The following is a 19,822-nucleotide window of genomic DNA, read 5'->3' on the forward strand; positions in this document are numbered from 1 at the left end:
ACACTGTAGATTACCTCACACCTTTACCGCATCAGATTGATTAAAATAAACAAAACTAAAATCACGGACGTTAAAATGGCAACTCTGCTTAGCTGGCTTGGTAGAACAGATTTAGATCAAATGAAGCTAGATAAACCAGCTTCCATTGCAACCCTCGCTCTTAGAGGGCCGATGCTTGATAGCGTCGTTATTCTTGCGAGTACATGGGATGACGAATGGTTTGACTACAAGGACTGGTTAAAAAGAAAGTTAGCATGTGCTGGGCGTTCTAAAACATCAGTAGAGATAAAACGTGTCAGATTAACTTCACCGATTGATTATTTATCAATAACGAAAGTCATGCAAAAGCAATTGAGTGACGTTTCCTCAGATGCGACTCAGGTGTATATCAATCTGACATCAGGTACCCCAGCCATGACTGTTGTATCAGTGCTGCTGGGCAAGGGTAATGCTAAATGTCAGTTCGTTCAAACATCGCCAAAAGGGGAAATCAATAATGTCGATATCCCGGTAGATTTTGCCTCTGAGTATGCGAAATCTTCATCTACTGCGATTTCACAACTGGTATCCAAACACCCTAAAAATGAGGGTGCTTTTAGCTCAATAACCGCCAAATCAGCCGTAATGCAAGAAACCGTCAAAAAAGCGCAACGTTTAGCGTATTCGGATCTACCAGCATTATTATTAGGTGAAAGCGGAACGGGTAAAGAGGTACTTGCAAAGTCTATTCATCAAGCCAGCCTCCGACAGCAAAAGCCATTTAAAGCCGTCAACTGCGGTGCGCTACCTGAAAACCTCGTCGATTCAATTTTATTTGGTCACAGAAAGGGAGCCTTCACGGGAGCTGAGCGTGATCATGAAGGACTGTTTGAGCAAGCAAACGGCGGCACACTGTTTTTAGATGAAGTCGGTGAGCTTCCTTTAGTGGTGCAAGTCAAACTATTACGAGCGTTACAACAACAAGAGATCACGCGTGTGGGTGATACCGTTACCCGCACCATCGATGTACGGATAATCGCAGCGACGCATCGTGATTTATTTCGTATGGTGTCTGATGAAACGTTTCGTGAAGATTTATTTTATCGCCTCGCTGTTGGCGTTATCACATTACCGCCATTAAGGCAGCGCGCTGAAGATATTCCCGACATCATTACCACGTTCATGGCAGACATCAATCAACAGATGGAAAAGCATCCGCTGTTTGAAAGTAAAAACATTTCCGATGCTGCAATAAATTTTACCGTTTCACATCACTGGCCGGGTAATATTCGTGAGCTTTGGAATACATTGAACCGTGCTACGCTATGGTCTGAAAATAAAGAGCTAAGCCGTGCGGATATCGAAAAAGCAACATTAAGTTTAGATAATACACCGTCCGCTGAAGATAAGTTCCATATTCCGGGCGATTTGCAGCAATATATTGATAATATTAAAAAAGATGCGATTATCTCTGCCATGGATTTTGCCAGTGGAAACAAATCTAAGGCTGCTAAATCATTAGGTTTAAAAAATCATCAAACATTGAATAATTGGCTTAAAACGTACGATTTAGATGCTTGATGAAACAAAGAAAAGCGAATGGCATAAACGTTGCGATAGGCATAGGTATCAAAGGAGAGCAACTAAGGTGAAAACGTCCATGAATTTCGAACATTTACGTAATCAGTGGCCAGAGTTGGCAGAGCTTGGCGCATTTGCTGAAACCTATGCCGTGAGTGATCCGCAAAGTGCACTGGTTAAACTGCGCTGCTACGTTGAAAAAATCGTAGGCTACTTATACCGCGAGCTTCACCTTCCTGTTGCACCTAACGCCTCTATGCATGATAAGTTGGTGAGCGGTTCATTCACATCTATCGTTGATAAAACCATTGTTGATAAGTTTCACGCTGTTCGTCGAGGCGGAAACAAAGCCGCTCATGAAGGCGAAGTTAGCCAACACGATGCCATTTGGTTGCTAAAAGAATCTTATTTCATTGGCTGCTGGCTATTTATGGCATATGGCGAGGGTAAACTAAAAGATTGCCCATCGTTTACCACACCTGAAAATAGCCAAAGAGAAGATGAATCCAAAGGCGAATTTAAGCGCAAGAATAAGCAATTACAACAAAAGCTTAAACAGCATGATGAGATCTTAAAACAGGCATTGAAAGAGCTGGAAGAAACTAAGCTTGCTCAATTACAGGCTCAGAAAGAAGCGGCACAGCTTAAAGCACAAGTGGATCAAGCCAAAGCAGATAAACTTCGTAGCAATACGCTAGCAATGAAGAGCAGCTTTGATTTTAATGAACAAGAGACTCGCAAGCGAATCATTGATGCAGATCTGCGTAGCTGTGGCTGGGATGTTGCACTTGATGAAGAGAGTACAGAGCAAGTATCCAAAGAAGTTGAAGTTGATGGGCAGCCAACGCAAACAGGCATTGGTTATTGTGACTACGTACTTTGGGACGACAATGGTAAACCGTTAGCGGTCATTGAAGCGAAGCGTACACAGAGAGATGCCAAAGCAGGGCGCGAACAAGCAAAATTGTATGCTGATGCGCTAGAAAAACGTTATAGCCAACGTCCTGTGATTTTCTACACCAACGGCTATGAAATTTATATTTGGGATGACGCTCAAGGCTATGCACCACGCGCGATCTTTGGCTATTACGCTAAAGACAGCCTTCAATATCTGATCCAACAACGTACTCTTAAACAAGATCTTAATACCACGCCTATCGACACCAAGGTTGCAGGGCGTATGTATCAAATGGAAAGCATAAGTCGTGTCTGTGAACGCTTTTCAGACAAACACCGCAAAGCGTTAGTGGTACAAGCAACAGGGACAGGTAAAACCCGTGTATCTATAGCATTAGCAAAACGTCTGCTTGATGCGGGATGGGCGAAGCGTGTTCTGTTTTTGTGTGACCGAAAAGAGTTACGTAAACAGGCAGGTCATGCGTTTAATGAACACACCAAAGAGCCACTTTTCATCAAAGGGAAAAGTAAAAAAGATGCGGCTTCCAATGCACGTATCGTAATCGCGACTTACCCGGGCATGATCCAAAACTATGAAGAGTTCGATGTCGGTCACTTTAATCTGATCATTGCCGATGAATCTCATCGCTCTATCTACAACAAATATGGCGAGTTATTTAAATACTTTGATGCGCTACAAGTGGGGCTAACAGCAACGCCAGTTGAGATGATCTCACGCTCTACCAGTCAACTGTTTGGCTGTGACTATAAACTGCCCACAGCAAACTACCCATTAGAACAAGCGATTGAAGAGAAGAACCTTGTCCCGTTTAAGGTGGTTACCCATACCACGCAATTTTTACGTGAAGGGATCAAAGCAAGCGAACTGACGGATGAGCAAATTGCAGAGCTAGAAGATCAGGGCATTGATCCCAATACCTTGGATTTCGATTCTAAGCAAATTGATAAAGCGATATTCAATAAAGACACCAACCGAGCCATTATTCGTAACTTAATGGAAAAGGGCTTAAAAGATAAAGATAACCAACTGCCGGGTAAATCGATCATCTTTGCCCGCAGCATTGCCCATGCAGAGTTATTGGCTGAACTATTTAGCGAAATGTACCCAGATTTAGGCGGTAATTTCTGCCGCGTGATCCACTCTAAATACGAACGGGCTGAAGAGTTAATCGACAACTTCAAAAGCGCAGAAGGGAACGATGATGACATTACCATCGCGGTATCGGTCGATATGCTAGATACCGGTATTGATGTCCCTGAATGTGTCAACTTGGTGTTTGCGAAACCGATTAAATCGAAAGTGAAATTTTGGCAAATGGTGGGGCGTGGTACTCGCTTGTGTGCAAATCTCTACGGTCCTGGTTTAGATAAAAAGCACTTCTTAATTTTTGACCATTGGGGAAACTTTGATTACTTCAAAATGAACCCAGAAGAAGATGAAGGTTCGCAAACTAAATCTCTGCCGCAAAAAGTGTTTGAAGCCAAACTCAACTTGGCTGTTGAAGCACTAAAGAAAGCAGAAATGGAGATTTTTGCTGATGCTGTTCACCAGATCAAAGCGGATATCGATTCGCTCAATGATAAAACCATTGCTGTGCGTGAAAAGTGGAAGCTGAAAGCCCAATTGAGCGAAGAAAAACGCTTAATGCAAATGGCGCCAGATACCAAAACGTTGTTGTTTGATGAAATGGCGCCGTTGATGCAATGGAAGAAAACCACAGGCGAAAGCGAAGCCCTTCGTTTAGATCTGCAATTTCTTCAACTGCAACTGACTAAATTACAACAGCCAAGTAAGGTAGATATTGAAGCGCAACCTATTTTAGATAAGGTGACTAGCTTGTCGATGCACCTAAATGAAGTGCGAAGTAAAGCGACAACCATCAAACAGATACAACAACAGAACTACTTAAGTGATGCCGATTACTTTGCCGTTGAGGCCTGTCGTCATAACTTGCGCAGTGTGATTCACTTACGTGATAAAGGGGTAGCACCAGCATCAACTCAAATCCCTGTGATTGATGTACGTGAAGATGAAAGCCGTTATCAAACAGAAGAGATAAAAACAGACATCATCACGGTTGATTATGAAATCTACCGCCAAGAGGTAGAAAAGACCTTAACGCCACTGTTTGACACTAACGACGTATTGCAAAAAATCCGTGGTGGGCAAGCGGTAACAGAAGCTGACTTAGCGACATTAAGCGCCTTGGTACTGACCCAAAACCCCAATGTTGACTTGCGAACCCTTAAAGAGTTCTTCCCTGAATCAACCTCAGGGCTGGATCAAATCCTGCGCACGATTGTCGGTATGGATGCAAAACAAATAGAAAATGAGTTTACGGCTTTTGTGCAAAACGTGCATACCCATTTAAACGCAAGACAGCAGCGTTTTATCGGTATGCTTAAAAACCACCTTTGTCGCTACGGTAGCGTTGATATTGAACAGCTCTACGATGCGCCGTTTAATCAAATTGATGATGCAGGGCTAGATGGCGTATTCCCCAACCCGGCACAAGCCGACGTGGTTGAACAATTTGTACGTCGCTTCAGTGTCCATTTGGGGGATAAACAAACAAGTGTCGAGAAAGTCGTAAATTAGCATTTGGTATAAAGAAACAAGCGAGTAAACTACCACGCATTATTATAAGCGGCTTGATAACAGCCGCTTTAGCGCGAAACTCTTTTTACACGAGAAAGCGTTAACGCGCATAACAACAATAAAAACGCACTGGCCTCACTTTGAAGGGCTGGCGCAATAAACAAAGAGAATAAAAATGATCACATCAGGCGCATTAAAAAGCCAAATTGACAAGTTATGGGAAGAGTTTTGGACTGGCGGTATTACCAACCCATTAACCGTTGTTGAGCAAATTACCTATTTAATGTACGCCCGTATGTTAGACATGAATGAGCGTAATGATGAAAAACGCAGTGCTCGTACAGGTAAGCCTTTTAACCGCCGCTTTGCAGACGATAAACAACATATTCGCTGGGAAAACTTCCGTCACCTTGGCGCAGAAAAGTTATACCCACTCGTAAAAGATGAAGTCTTCCCGAACTTCAAAGATCTCACATCTGATGACACGCTATTTGCGGACTTCATGAAAGATGCGCAACTGATGATCCAAAAGCCATCACTATTAGTCAAAGCGGTGGAGTTAGTCAGTGAACTGCCTTTAGAAAACAAAGACGTAAAAGGCGATTTATACGAGTATTTATTGTCTAAATTGACCACCGCCGGCATTAACGGTCAGTTCCGTACACCGCGCCATATTATTCGTGCGATGATCGAAATGTTAGACGTGGAAGAGACTCACCGCATTTGTGATCCAGCTTGTGGTACGGGCGGTTTCTTATCATCGACTTATGAATACTTACTAGAAAAGTACTCTTCACCAGAAGGCACCGAAAAAGAACAAGCGTTTGATAAAGAAGGTAAGCCAGTACTAGACGTGCATGGTAAGCCAGTATTCAATTATTTATACGCAGGTGACTTGCTCGAAAAACGCACGCATATCGATTACGACATGTTCCACGGCTTTGATTTTGACTCAACCATGTTACGTGTAGCAGCAATGAACTTGGTGATGCACGGGGTGAAACAGCCTGATATCCACTATCAAGACACATTGAGCCAAAGCTTTATTGAGCGTTTCCCTGATGAAGCGAAAAACGGTTTCGATATCATCTTAGCGAACCCGCCGTTTAAAGGCAGCTTAGATGAAGAAGATGTTGATCCTGCGATTTTAAAAGTGGTGAAAACCAAAAAGACTGAATTACTGTTTGTGGCACTTATTCAACGCATGTTGAAAGTAGGTGGCCGCACCGCCACCATCGTACCTGATGGCGTGTTATTCGGTAGTTCAAAAGCGCACCAAACCCTGCGTAAACACCTAGTGGAAGATAACCAGTTGGAAGCGGTGATCTCGTTACCAAGCGGGGTGTTTAAACCATACGCGGGCGTTTCAACGGCGATTCTTATTTTCACCAAAGGTGGTAGCACCAATAATGTGTGGTTCTACGATGTACAAGCCGATGGTAAATCGCTCGATGATAAGCGCACCCCAATTAAAGACAACGACTTGCCTGATTTGGTTAAGCAGTACAAAGCCTACCAAGCGGCGGTGATGACAGGTGAGTCAACCGAGCAATGGGCGGACAAAACCCAAAAAGCCTTCTTGGTAGCAAAAGATGACATTACGTCGAACAAATATGACTTGTCGATCAATCGCTATAAAGAAGTGGTGTACGAGCAAGAAAGCTACGAAGAACCAAAAGTGATCCTTGGAAAACTAAAAGCGTTAGAAAATGAGATTCTGGCTGATCTTAATGAGTTGGAGTCGATGCTATGAGTTGGCCAATTGTAAAACTGGGTAATCTTGTTGATGTAAAAGGAGGAAAGCGATTACCGAAGGGGGATACTTATCACAACTCAGAAACCAAGCACCCTTATATACGAGTTACTGATTTTATAAATGGATCTGTGAATGTCCAAGGCTTGAAATATATCACAGAGGAAACTCATAATAAAATTCAGAGGTACACCATTAGTAAAGACGATGTATATATTTCAATTGCTGGCAGTATAGGAATTGTTGGGAAAATACCGTCATCGCTTGATGGAGCCAACTTAACAGAAAATGCCGCAAAATTAGTAATTAAAGACGGTCAATTGCTTGATCAAAATTTCCTGATTTGGTTTTTGACGACGCAAGGTCAAGATCAAATTCAATCAAAGAAAAAAGCGACCAGTCAACCAAAATTAGCGCTTTTTCGAATAGAGGAAATAGAGCTCCCACTGCCACCACTAAAAGAACAAAAACGCATTGCGGCTATTTTGGATAAAGCGGATGCCATTCGCCAAAAGCGTAAGCAAGCGATAGAACTTGCCGATGAGTTTTTACGCAGCGTGTTTTTGGACATGTTTGGTGATCCGGTGACGAATCCGAAGGGGTGGGAGGTAGTGGAGTTAGCAGATGTTACCCATAAGGTTACTGATGGAACACATAAAACTCCTACCTATACTTCCGAAGGTGTACCGTTTTTGTCAGCAAAAAATATTAAACCTTGGGGGCTTGATTGGAGTGACACTAAATTTGTTTCAACGGATGAGCACAATGACTTGATTAGGCGTTGTAATCCCGAAAAAGGTGATGTACTTCTTAGCAAAAGTGGTTCCTTGGGTACACCTGCAATAGTTGAAGTTGATAAAGAATTTTCACTGTTCGAAAGTGCTGCTTTGTTTAAATTAAACAAAGAGCTTATTGAACCTGAATATCTACTCCACTACCTGCGTTCAAATCCCACGAAATATATGATGCTTAAAAGTACAAAAGGAGTCGCTATTAAGCACCTACATCTAACAGACTTAAGAAGACTAAACATACTACTTCCCCCAAAAAGTCTTAGGCTGCAATTTATGGAAATCGCGTCACTAGTCAAAAATAAGGTAGAAAAGTTGAACGATGCAGGTTCGCTTTCGGACGACAACTTTAGTGCTCTTTCCCAAAAAGCTTTCTCAGGCCAACTATAAATTTCAGAGGTATCTTCAGATGCCTCTTTTTAATTAACGTTTATTGTTTCAATTAAGCTGCGCTAATAATTTCTCAATCGTAAACCCTCAATTCTCATTTTTCCTATAATCCTAAAGCCCAGAGATCGGGATATGTCTCAAGCATCTGTCGCTACGTCATCAAACACTCATTTATCTATTATTGCTTTGAAAATCCGCACTCTAGTCGATTCCTGCCCTCATACTTTTCTTCACTGTTATGTCTGTAAAAATATTTACTATTAGTAAATTATTTTACTTTTTATACTGGGTGATTTTCATCTATTTCTTGTAAAAACAATTGATTACAACTTGGCGTGTTTATTGGAAGTATCTAAGAACAACAGAGGATAGGCGCTTTATATAGGCTGGCTCTGGTGACGATTGAAGTGTTGCTGCTAGGCAGTGAAATTTTTAGAACAAAGGCTGGAAGTGACAAGTTATTTTTTGCAATTAATTTCAAATGTTTGCTTTGCATAACATTGCGAAACTTTAAAATTAAAATTATTTATAAATTGTGATGTTCAAACTGTGATTATATCTAAGCAGGTGTTAGCTTTTTATCTAAGTGACTGTTTTTATATAGGCAAAAATCGAATAATCAATAACGAAAAATAATGAATGATGAAGATTACAAAGTTATCACTAACCAATTTCCGCTCTTTTAAACAAACTCAAACCATTGAGTTTGCCCCTGTTACTTTGCTTTTTGGCCCTAATAGTGTGGGGAAAAGTACGGTACTGATGGCGCTATTCTACCTGCAACAGATAGTCGAAAAAGGCCAGTGCAACCCACAGCGCCTTGAAGCGATGAATAACAAGTATGTCGGTGGTTTTCAACATCTCGTTCATGGCAAAGATTTATCTAAAAATATTACGATCAAGGTGGAATATCAAAAACCTGAAGTCATGGCTGGTCATAGCTATGACGATAGTTTGTTTTTTATTGATGATTGTAAAGAAAGAGAAAATAACGATCCATTAGGCACACAACGTAAGCTGTTATCGATGAGTAGCCCGATAGAGTGGGCCAATAAGATTGCTGTCGAAATCGAAATTGCTTGGTCGCAGGCAGCAAATACCGCCTTTGTGTGTCGTCAGGCTGTGTGGTTAGACGACGAGTTTATTGCTGAATCTGTCAATACGGAATATTCACCGAACGCGCAGGTCCATGCTGTGAATTATCTCCATCCATTGCTAATTACCGATCAGCAAGATGAGTGGGTCGCGTCAACAGAGGCTGGTGGTGTATTTCATCCTGACTTTGCTAGTCAAGACAAGGGGCAAGGTGTTCATTCATCAATATCTAGTGGGCATGAAGCGAGTACTTTGGGGTTTTGTGGAGAATTTCATGATTTTGTTTTGGCGTCTGCAACCTCAGAAGCAGAAACCATGTACAGTCGACACCTTCAACAAGAACAGCAACATGCGTTATTTCAGTACAAATCGATGGGGGGAGTACTTCCTCAGCTTGGCAAAGTGCTAACAACCAGTATTGAAGCGGATGATGCATTAAATACCAAACGTATAGAAGAAATATTCAGTGATATTTTTGTTGCCAGTTTAGATAACTTACAGGAGTTGCTGCAAGACAGCTTAACCATTGGTCCACTGCGCCATATTCCTGATTCGACCTTTGATGCAGACACCAATATTAAGCAAAGAGACTGGTACAACGGAAAAGCCAGTTGGGATCTTGTTTTTCATGCTGAGCAAAAGTTGTTATCAAAAATAAACCATTGGTTGGCAGGTAAAGATCAGTTGGATTTAGGCTATGCGCTGGTTCGTAAATGTGAACAAGGCCAGATTGAATATATCCATGATCCCGATAGTTTCAGCGAGGCAACGCAGGAGTTAATTGACAGCGGGCGCGATGAAGCGTTGCCTGCGCCTTATATTGCCACCATGGATTACCGTAAAAAAAATATTACGCTTTGGGATCTGCATAATGATATTGAAGTATCAGCCGCAGATATTGGTGCCGGTGTTTCTCAGGTATTTCCTTTAATTGTCGCAGCCGCTTACGCGAATAAAGGGTTAATTTGCGTTGAGCAACCCGAGTTACATATACATCCCAAAGCACAAGTTGGGCTGGGGGATTTATTAACCCAAGTTGATGAGAAAAATCAGTTTTTGATAGAAACCCACAGCGAACATTTAATTTTACGTTTACTCCGTCGTGTGCGTGAAACCACTGAGGGCACTTTGGCTAAACATTTAACGCCGGTTAAAAAAGAAGATATCTCGATTATTTATCTCGAAACTGCTGAGTCTGGCGTTATCGCGCATAGAACATTATTAACTGATGATGGCGATCTTGAAACGGATTGGCCTAACGGCTTCTTTGATGAAAGGGATGAGGAGTTGTTCTGATGTATAAAGAGATAGCACTCGATCCTCACTGTATGTCTGAATTTCATTATTACGGTCTGTTAAAAAGTGCGTTTGGGTTTGAAAGCGGGCGTTATGTTATTGCGCCTACCAAAGAATGGGTCAGGGAGGCTTACAAATGTGTTAAGGCTTCTAGTATCTCGCCGACAAAACAAAAATCGGTGACGAATTTTCTTAATAAGTTACAAAGGGAAAAGGCGCATCCGTTAATTGTGTTACCTACAGATCGCGCGGGTTTAACGACCCAAAAGGGTTATGAGAATTGGCTGCAATGGATTGGGGCACAACAATCGTTGCGACGTTTTAATGCCGTTGTTTCTGAAAAAGATGGTTCTGCTTACATTAATTATGAGCAAATCATCGAGGGGGCGGAAATATGGGCAATGCCGCCAACACGTTGGATTGATAAAAGTATCGAAGACATTGTATCGGTGGTGGAGCCATTAATACATGTTGGTAGAGAGCTTATTATTGCCGATCCCTACTTTAAATTGCCAAACAACGCGTTATTTAAAGCCATTTTAAAAAAAGCGATGTTAGGTGAAATAAAGAAAGTAACGCTTGTTACTACGATGGAGTGCAGCAATCTTTCGGGGGTGTTTGACCGTGAATATAAACACTTGCTCGATACAGCAATAAAAATCAGTTATGTACGAGTACCAAATCAGTTTATCCACGATAGATATGTACTGACTGATAAAGCAGCAATTAAGGCTGGGCAAGGCTTTGCTGTTGCGCCAGAAAAGGGGCTTCAGTCTGACCATTTAAGCATCAGCTTATGTGGTTTGGAAGAATACAGAGAGACCAAAAAACGGATCGAAGAATACCAAAAACAATACCCTGAAAGCTGTGAGCTTTTGGGATAAAGATAAATATAAAAATGGCTAGAAAACGACAATGGAATTGCAGTTTAAAAATGTCTCGGGTAAAGACAACGTAGGGGATTTTACGTGGATACACCAGTCTGGACGTCAAGCGTTAATTGCGGACATGGTATCGGGTTCTGATGTTCACAAAGGTCTCGATTTATTAAGCAGTTGGCTGACAGTTAACCAAACGAATGAACCTTTTAATGCTGAACAAGTGATTGCGGAACTGCATGATTTGTTTCAGGCAAACAACGTTCAATCGACGCTAGGTATTATCACGCAACAACAGGCCTGTTTTGAACTTCACTTCGTGGGCAATATAAGGCTCTACAGAGTAGAAAAACAGGTTGAGCAGATCAAAGAGGTGGGGGATGAGATCCATCCTTTGTCTGTTGTTGGCAGTGAATATTCTCCAGTTATTCAGCACACAGTATTAACCCCCGAGCATCACACTAAATTTATAGTGACCAGTGACGGGCTAGACAGTTCACTTATGCGTTCATTAGCGCTGAGTTCAGAAACACTGAGTGGTGGTCAGTTACATCGCAAATTGCTACCAGCAGTGTGTGATCAAGATTGGTCGGCACTTGTTTTCCCAATGGCAAATGCCCAATCATTTGTTAATCATCACTGGCCTTATAACCCTTTTGTTGGGCCACAGGAAGATCGCTTACATGAACGAAGAGGCCTGGCTGAAATAGCGACAGAACTATTTAAACAACCAATGTTTGAAGGGTTTCGCATTGTCTCGTGCCCGCCGATTTTAAATGAAAATTCGTCCCGGCTGTTTGATGGGTTATTGGTGTACCCATTCGGGGTTATTCCGCTGGAATTAAAAGATCACCATGGCGCTATTACCATTGATATGGGAACGAATAAGCGTAATAGCTTGCTGGTGGAAAACGATCTTGGCACAAGCTATTTATCAAACCCAGCCACAAAATTACGCGAATCGTTAAGGCGATTTGGCGACTTGCCTCAATTAAAAGGCTTAACACCTGAGTTAAAGAACGCCGGTCTTGTGATTTTTACTTCGCATCATGCTGATGTTGAATGTGTGTTTGATGGGCAATCGACACCTGCGCCATTTATGCAGGCTGGTGAGGTGATGGTGGCTAAATCAACGCAATTAAGCGAGCTGCTATTTCAGTTCTGCCGTGCAAGGTTTGGCAAAAAGTTGAAGAAAAGACTGACAGATTCTGAGATTAATCAGTTAGTAAAAGATTTGACTACGTTGCCAACGCAACCTGCACAGGGAGCTATTACGGTAGGTGACTACGAGCTGGAATTAGCACCCATACAAGCTGAATCGACCGATTATTTCACCGTATATAACGCCCATTTATTTAATGAACAGGTATGGGCCAAGTGTTTTGATTTAGACCATTTGAGTGCGGTTCATCGTCAAAGTGAACTTCAAAGTTTAGGTCGAGAAGCGTTAGTACTGAAAAGGTTGAGTCGAGTTGAAGGCGTGCAACGTTATCAAGATAAGGAGTTGGTTGACGATAAATTCTATGTGTTTGTTGAAAAAGCCCCTACGACAACGTTGGCACAATGGTTACAAACGCAGCCAGCGAAAGAAGCACGGCTTAATGTTCTTATTGCTATCGCTGAGACAATGAAACAAATTCAGTCTGTTGGCGAACCAGAGATCATTCACCGTGCGATTAACTTATCGAATATTCGTGTTGGTGACGACAGTAACCCTATTTTGATTAACTTTGAGCTTTGCCAACAAGAAATGGTGGCAACGTTACCGCTTAATGCACGCCGAACGTTTGAGCAAAAATATCAAGCGCCAGAAGTGAATGAGCCTGGTCAATCACTGACTTTTGCGGCCGATATTTTCAGTTTTGGCTTAATTATATTGTTTTCATTAACTGGCGAATTGCCTTTTGAACAATCTGCCAAGGAATTGGTAACCAAAGGACGCCGCCCTGTATTTTGGAAGCAGTTATGTCAACAGCTGGATGTATCACCAAAACATGCTGAATTCTGGCAGCGAATTCTTCATGTGACACCAAAATATCGCCCAACCATTGAACAAGTGTTAGAGGTCTTAAAGACATGGAAATGACAACAAGTGGTTATGCACAACAGTACCCTAGAGATAAAGTAATTTATCAATGCCATGCAACTAAACGGGCTTTTTATCGTGTCAAGCTTCCTCAACTTGGCTTGTATTACGGGCTTAAAGAAATTGAGGTAGCGGAAGCGAGAGCAATAAAAGAAATTAAAAATGAAATCATTGCGTTAAACCGTTTACCTTTTGGCATTGCTGCAAAATGTCATCAGTATTGGCAAGAAGGAAATAAGCATTTTTTATTGATGGACTGGATAGAGGGGATTCCTCTTAATGAATTTATCCGTTCAGCACCAACAAATCGCCGTGAGTTCGCTCAGCGAATTAAAATAGCGGAAAAAGTGGGATGGAAGTTAGTTGAACTTCATCGTTACAACGTCACCCACAGGGATTTGAAACCGGAAAACATCATCATTCATTGTGATAAAAACGCCAATGTCAGAGATGTGAGTTTTATCGATTTTGGTTTATCTAACCAAAAACGCCAGATGGAAGAGGGAACTGCACATTATCGTTCGCCCGAACAGGAATTTGTAAGGCAGACAGGGCTTACACATTCTTCTGATATTTTCTCATTTTCTCAGTTAATTCATTTTTTATTAACGGGTTCACCGATTCTACTTCAACCTAATTTTGATGGTTCTGGTTGGGATGAATTGAACCTTGAATTACCGCCACTCATTCCTCAGAAACTCAAAGATACCTTAATGCAGGGTTTGGAATTTGACGTACGAAAGCGCAGTAAGCAGGTATTTACCATTGTGAAAGCGCTACAAGACGTATCAAAACAATTAAATAGCAAAAGGTAATGACTATGTTGGCACACAATCAAACCGTTCCTTTTTGGCCAGAGGAAAAAACCGCTAAATACCCATCAATTTTGCCTTTACTTTATAAAGTGGAGAAAAATTATCTTGATAAAAATTGGCCTGATAATGGTGAGTCTCAAGAAGCGGTTATTAAACAAATAAGATCGGCTCAAAAGGGATGGGTTACCTCATTTAAAAGGAATGATTCCATATTTGTTACCTTGCTTGTAGGTAAGTACAAAGTAACCATGAATGTTGCCAAAAGTGATGATAATCCTCGCTTGTGGTTAGGTCGTATTTATTATGCAAACAACCAAGATCGCCAACGTATGCTTGAAAAGGGCGTACTTTTAGAGTTTGGTGGTGTACGGCTTTTATCTGGCCGAGAGTTCGGTGTTGGTTTAGAAAAGACTGACTATAGGTACAGCTCAGGAGAATACGCTTCAGAGCTTTTGGATATTATTAAGTCACCTTGGAATGTTGAAGGAGAAGAGCGAGAGCAGAATGATATAACACAAGAGTCGTTGTCTTTTGAAGAGCAAGAAATGGTTGAAGTACTTCGCTGTTTTATTGACTCGGAGTACGAACTTGAAAGGATAGCCGCCCAGCAATGTATGCCTTTTCAAGCGACGTCTATCACTGCGCGAAGTGAAAGGACGACTTACCGACTTCATTATGAATTGAAATTTGATGAGTTTGACTATTCTCGCCTTGTTGAGACACAGCCAACATTGTTGGAAATGCTGAATGAGATGCGTGAACCGACAGATATCTTAATGGAGATAGCAGATCTTAACCCTGTTGAGAATGAACCTATTATCCATGTCAGTATTGAAAAACAAGCATTAGATTCGCAAATACCAGAGCAAGCGTTATTGAATGTTGCGGCATTACCAACCTTGAAGAAGGTGCGTAATGCAGTGGTTGATTCGCTTGAGTCAGAAACATCTAAAAACCCTTGGCTGCTATCTTTGGCTGCAGGTGTATACGATCACTCCCCATTAACGCCAGTAAAAGTACCTGTTCCTCCAAGCAAGTTCCCACCAACGCCTTCTCAAGTTAAAGCGATTGATAGTGGAGCGGGTAGTGATGACTATACCCTTGTTCTAGGGCCTCCTGGGACGGGAAAAACCACAGTTATTCTTCAATGGGTGAAGTACTTTGCTGCACAAGGTAAACGGGTACTTGTTACGTCGCAAAATAATAAAGCCGTTGATAACGTTTTAGAGCGCCTTGCTGAAGAGGATGATTTTGAATGTCTTCGTATCGGTAATGAGAATAAGATCAGCTCATGCCTTGAAGATATTACATTAGACAACAAAGCAGCGAAGTTACAGGAGCGGATGTTCAGTTCAGCAGATGAAACGCTGAAAGTGCTTGAGCAGCAATTGGCGCATATAAAGGGGTTACTCGTTAGTAAAGATGAGATCATTGAACAACTAGACGCTGCAGAACTGGCTCAAAGTGATCATACTCACCATACCAACACCTTATTAGAACTTAAAGATAACTTGGTTGAAGTTGAGCGAGATATTGTTTTAAAAAATAATACCTTAGAGCAACTAAGTAAACAAATCATTGAGACTCAACAAAAAGAATGGCCAATATTTAAATCTGTGTCGCGTTGGCTCAATAACAAAAAAATAAGTTTAATTAATTATCGGATCAATAAAGTTAATCTCAAGACGAGTGAGTTAAAAGATCAGCGTTTTCAGCTTGGCAATACTATTGAGGAAACTGAATCGAAAATTACTCAAGCTCACAGCCTTATGGACAGTATTCATTGTCAGATTGAAGGCTATTTCGAACAAGTCACCTCACTGGTTGATGATATTAATATTCCAGGAAGCAGTGGAAAAAAAGTGACTAAATTCGAGATGGAAAGTCTTGATGAGCTACTAGTAAAGGTTTCCAGTATTCATACCAACCTTACCGAATGGTTCAATAAATTAAAAACGGAACGTCAGCAAGCCTTATATAAGATTTTAATGGAAAATGTAAACGTGGTTGGGGCTACCTGTATTGGTATCAATACGAAGGCGTTGTTTAGGGAACTCGATTTTGATGTTGTTATTGTCGATGAATCAGGACAAATCCAACTTCATAATTTAATCGTTCCGTTATCACGTGCTAATAAGGCAATTCTTGTTGGTGATCACAAACAACTTCCACCTGTTGTGAGTGATGAAGTTCTAGAAGAAGTCGAAGCTAAAGATTTTGGTGATTATAAAGATCTCTATCGTCTTAGCTGGTTTGAACATCTTTGGAATGGCGCCCCTGAAGACCGCAAAATTATGTTAGACACGCAATTCCGATGTCCATCTATGATCAGTGATTTTGTTTCTGAAGCATTCTATGAAGGTAAGTATTTTGCGGGTGTAGGGATGGATAAGAAGCAACCATTACTGTCTTATTGTCCTCAGCCAATGATCTGGATTGATACTACTTGGCTCCAAGAAAAGGCTGAAAAAGCAACGTCTGAAGATGGACGCGCTGTTGTACAAGACAATGTCTGTGAAACTGAACTTGTTATCGCGCTTCTTAAGTCTTCCATAAAAGAGATGCCTGAGCTTGCTGAAAATCGCGAGATTGGGATTATTGTTCCTTACGCTAATCACGTAAAGGCGATTCAAAAAGCAATAAGAAGAGAGCAGAAACGAGGGCAATTGTCTGAGTTAACCATGCCTCTAAATGAGTTAGTTGCATCAGTAGATAGCTTTCAAGGGCAAGAGCGCGATCTGATTATTTTCACTTTTACGCGTTCAAATCGACAGGGCAAAGTGGGATTTTTATCAGACTGGAGACGTCTGAATGTGGCGCAAACACGTGCTAAGAAACAATTGGTAATGATAGGTGATTCCCAGACGTTGACCAAAGGTGCTGACAGACAGAATGCCCATGATGTTGAGTTTAAAAAAGCAATGGTATTGCTAAAAAGTCAGTGTCATAAGAAAGGCGCATTGCTGCAAGCTTCACGCTTCCTTCCTGATGCAAAAACGGTTCAAAGACCAAAATATAATACCGCATCAAATAACCGTAAAAACTCAAATACTCGATCTGCTAAGAAAACGTTGGTGAGTGAAAATGGCTAAAAAAAAGAAAACAACTAACCCTTATTTCAATATGTCAAAAAGCTACGCTGAGGTTTTGAATTCTCAAATAAAGCCAGATGAAACGCTGTTTTACGTTCGTGATAATTTATTACCAATACTCAACGTGAAAATTTTAGTCAAAGAGCGTAGCCGAGAGGAGCTCAGTGATATTGACTTGATGATCTTCAAGTTAATTGAACAAGGTATTAGCTCTATTAATTCAATTGTGGTCTTAACTGGCCTTGCTGAGAAGTTGGTGACAAAACATATCAGTGAAATGGCTGGCCGTTCATTTGTTGAAATGGATGAAGGTAAATTACTGCTGACGGAGCTTGGTGAAGAAACCCTTGAGCATGGTGTGCCAGTCAGAATTGTACAGCGAGCTTTTCGTTATTGTGCGGTATCAGAACAATTGTTGCCGCGAGAGGCATACCAATTACCTTATACAGAGCTGGATAGCTTACGAAGTAAGGAATTCACAGGAAAAATAAAATCAAGCCATATTTTAGAAGAGTCACAGCTAGTTAACTTGAAAGGGATGGATCTCTCGCTAATTGAATCTAAACGAGACCTTGGCATTACAGATGAAGCACTCGCATTTGGTGATATCGTGGGTTATTCCTCAGGATACCTGCAAACAAGGTTATTTTTAGTGGGTCGGAATAAGCCAGAGAGAGCGATGGTCGCTTTTGGTAAGACGTGTATCGAATATGATTTAAAGGAAATCTTAGCGACGATTACAGCATTAAAAGATCCTAACATTGTACGAAAACTGGGTGAGTTCAATCAGGAACAAGAGAAAAAACAAAAACTATTATTTGGTGAAGGTGAGATTGCGCTTGATGAATTTGGCTTACCTATTATCAACATTACTAAAGCGAATGTTGAGTGGTTATCTAAAGGCGTAGAGTCAGGACAACAAGGTATTCTAATGTGTGGTACTGATCATTTAGCCGCTAAACCAATAGGTTTAAAAGCATGGGGCAAGTTTTCAAGTTTATCTGGGCTGACAATTCGCTATTTTCTTAGAGAAAAGAATTTGCAAGATGACGCTGCTAAGTTGCGTAAATATGTGGAGATGTGTGACGCATATATGTTAACGCCAAGGGATGAAAGAGAGTACCCAACGATTGCGAAATATGTAGAGAAGACACTACCGAGTAAGGAAATTGAACAGTTACGAGAACTTGCAGAGCGATACTCGATTACACGGATTAGTAAATCCTTACCCAAACAGGAAGTAGTGGTAGATTAATGACGGAATATAAATGGCAAGGGTGGGGGTTTTTCCCCCTCTTTATTTCTAAGCAAGCATTCGCAAAAATTGTCAGTGATGGAAAGTGGCAACATTGGACAAAGGATCTGACGGTTGATGAAATTAAGGATAAAAGAAGGTTTTATTCGCGATCTTGTGCTGATTTATTAAGGCCAATTGAGTCTGGAAGGTACGTGATAAGTCAGGACAGTGATACTAAGCCACTATTTTCGTTGTCACTACCCAGTAAAAATGAAGATGATGAAAAAGTTATTAATATTACTCAGCTACAGTTACTTGCTTTAGGTGAGGTGAGCTTGCTGTATATTCATTTTGACTCACCATTAACATTTACTGAATCTGATATTTCTAATCTAAATAAAACCGTTTTTCAGTGGGAGCCAAGAACTGAAAAACATAAAGTAAGCCAATGGCTTAGTGCTGAAGATAAGACCCAAGGCTTAAAACAGCATATTAGCGAGTTGCTAGATATTTCCCTACAGCAAGACAGTCATTATGAAGAAGATACATTCGGACATGAACTGGTTAATTGTACTTGGATTAAGCAAATAAATGGATTCGAAGACGATAAGTCTATTTGCGTTAGTGAGTTGAGTGCAGGCATTAATTGCAATGATCCAAGGTATAAACTGTCTAAAACAGAGAAGCAGAGATTGGTCGATTCACAATTCGATTATTGGGCAGATTGGCGCTGTCAATTTAATCTAAATCGTTTAGTTTTTGTGGATCAAACGCCTGAAGAATCGTCCTTGAAGTGGAATCTATCTAATAATCACTATTACCTCGATTTATTTGCCGCTGTTATTTATCAAAGAACGATATTAAATCGCTTTAAAGATGAAATGATGCTTTGTAGTAATAAGAAGCGTGGCGAGTTATATGAGCGTATTTCTAATTTCAGAAGGCAATACAAAATAGCGCATATTTCGACATATCCCTTTGCTGAAAGGCTTTACCAGTATTTTTGCGTTCAAGCTGATTTATCGTCGATTGAAGATAAAACGTTTATTGAATTAGAGCACAATCATGCGCTTTGGAAACAGGAGAGAGAAGAATCTACAAATACGGTGCTTTTACTGGTTTCCCTTGTGGCTGCACTGTTAGTGCCAGCGAGTTCGATTGCAACAATTATGGCTCTTAGCGACGATCAGATGACGCCTGTTTATTGGATTCTGTCGGGTTTTATTACCCTTATCACAATCGTTGTTATGGTTTGGCCGCCATTTAAGCGTTACCTAAAAGATAGAAAATTAGAGAAGCTGTAAAGAGTTAT

At 41.0% G+C, this 19,822-nt stretch carries 11 protein-coding genes; all 11 read left to right on the forward strand.

The features are described from left to right. Positions 1–75 precede the first annotated feature (75 nt). The 11 genes from C9J38_RS03155 to C9J38_RS03205 all read left to right on the forward strand — a co-directional run bounded on the left by C9J38_RS03155 (position 76) and on the right by C9J38_RS03205 (position 19,814). Positions 76–1,560, forward strand: coding sequence for a sigma-54-dependent Fis family transcriptional regulator (locus C9J38_RS03155; protein ID WP_107205832.1), 1,485 nt, complete (start codon positions 76–78; stop codon positions 1,558–1,560). Between the two features lie 79 nt (positions 1,561–1,639). Then, positions 1,640–5,077 (forward strand): DEAD/DEAH box helicase family protein, encoded by a 3,438-nt coding sequence (locus tag C9J38_RS03160; protein WP_107205833.1) that lies wholly within the window; start codon positions 1,640–1,642, stop codon positions 5,075–5,077. Between the two features lie 175 nt (positions 5,078–5,252). Further along, complete coding sequence (locus C9J38_RS03165; RefSeq protein WP_107205834.1) at positions 5,253–6,830, forward strand: type I restriction-modification system subunit M; 1,578 nt, start codon at positions 5,253–5,255, stop codon at positions 6,828–6,830. Next, positions 6,827–8,011, forward strand: coding sequence for a restriction endonuclease subunit S (locus tag C9J38_RS03170; RefSeq protein WP_107205835.1), 1,185 nt, complete (start codon positions 6,827–6,829; stop codon positions 8,009–8,011). Before C9J38_RS03165 ends, C9J38_RS03170 begins: the two co-directional genes overlap by 4 nt. A gap of 639 nt (positions 8,012–8,650) precedes the next feature. Beyond that, a complete protein-coding gene (locus C9J38_RS03175; protein WP_107205836.1) occupies positions 8,651–10,402 on the forward strand; it encodes a DUF3696 domain-containing protein in 1,752 nt (583 codons plus the stop codon). Then, entirely contained in the window at positions 10,402–11,286 is an 885-nt protein-coding gene (locus C9J38_RS03180) for a hypothetical protein (protein ID WP_107205837.1), read from the forward strand. The genes C9J38_RS03175 and C9J38_RS03180 overlap by 1 nt, the downstream gene beginning before the upstream one ends. Positions 11,287–11,317: 31 nt before the next feature. After that, positions 11,318–13,366, forward strand: coding sequence for a protein kinase family protein (locus C9J38_RS03185; RefSeq protein WP_107205838.1), 2,049 nt, complete (start codon positions 11,318–11,320; stop codon positions 13,364–13,366). Next, the gene (locus C9J38_RS03190) at positions 13,357–14,181 is read left to right on the forward strand and encodes a protein kinase (RefSeq protein WP_107205839.1); all 825 of its coding nucleotides are present in this window, start codon (positions 13,357–13,359) and stop codon (positions 14,179–14,181) included. Before C9J38_RS03185 ends, C9J38_RS03190 begins: the two co-directional genes overlap by 10 nt. A gap of 5 nt (positions 14,182–14,186) precedes the next feature. Beyond that, positions 14,187–17,273, forward strand: coding sequence for an AAA domain-containing protein (locus C9J38_RS03195; RefSeq protein WP_158259493.1), 3,087 nt, complete (start codon positions 14,187–14,189; stop codon positions 17,271–17,273). After that, on the forward strand, positions 17,266–18,528 hold the full coding sequence (locus C9J38_RS03200) for a hypothetical protein (RefSeq protein ID WP_107205841.1): 1,263 nt from the start codon (positions 17,266–17,268) through the stop codon (positions 18,526–18,528). The genes C9J38_RS03195 and C9J38_RS03200 overlap by 8 nt, the downstream gene beginning before the upstream one ends. Then, positions 18,528–19,814 (forward strand): hypothetical protein, encoded by a 1,287-nt coding sequence (locus tag C9J38_RS03205; RefSeq protein ID WP_107205842.1) that lies wholly within the window; start codon positions 18,528–18,530, stop codon positions 19,812–19,814. The genes C9J38_RS03200 and C9J38_RS03205 overlap by 1 nt, the downstream gene beginning before the upstream one ends. Positions 19,815–19,822: the final 8 nt, after the last annotated feature.

This window comes from Photobacterium sp. GB-210, assembly GCF_003026075.1.
Taxonomy (GTDB): Bacteria; Pseudomonadota; Gammaproteobacteria; order Enterobacterales; family Vibrionaceae; genus Photobacterium.

Coding starts and splice junctions, on each gene's coding strand:
- C9J38_RS03155 (WP_107205832.1), top strand. CDS start 76: ATGGCAACTCTGCTTAGCTGGCTTGGTAGAACAGATTTAGATCAAATG.
- C9J38_RS03160 (WP_107205833.1), top strand. CDS start 1,640: ATGAATTTCGAACATTTACGTAATCAGTGGCCAGAGTTGGCAGAGCTT.
- C9J38_RS03165 (WP_107205834.1), top strand. CDS start 5,253: ATGATCACATCAGGCGCATTAAAAAGCCAAATTGACAAGTTATGGGAA.
- C9J38_RS03170 (WP_107205835.1), top strand. CDS start 6,827: ATGAGTTGGCCAATTGTAAAACTGGGTAATCTTGTTGATGTAAAAGGA.
- C9J38_RS03175 (WP_107205836.1), top strand. CDS start 8,651: ATGATGAAGATTACAAAGTTATCACTAACCAATTTCCGCTCTTTTAAA.
- C9J38_RS03180 (WP_107205837.1), top strand. CDS start 10,402: ATGTATAAAGAGATAGCACTCGATCCTCACTGTATGTCTGAATTTCAT.
- C9J38_RS03185 (WP_107205838.1), top strand. CDS start 11,318: ATGGAATTGCAGTTTAAAAATGTCTCGGGTAAAGACAACGTAGGGGAT.
- C9J38_RS03190 (WP_107205839.1), top strand. CDS start 13,357: ATGGAAATGACAACAAGTGGTTATGCACAACAGTACCCTAGAGATAAA.
- C9J38_RS03195 (WP_158259493.1), top strand. CDS start 14,187: ATGTTGGCACACAATCAAACCGTTCCTTTTTGGCCAGAGGAAAAAACC.
- C9J38_RS03200 (WP_107205841.1), top strand. CDS start 17,266: ATGGCTAAAAAAAAGAAAACAACTAACCCTTATTTCAATATGTCAAAA.
- C9J38_RS03205 (WP_107205842.1), top strand. CDS start 18,528: ATGACGGAATATAAATGGCAAGGGTGGGGGTTTTTCCCCCTCTTTATT.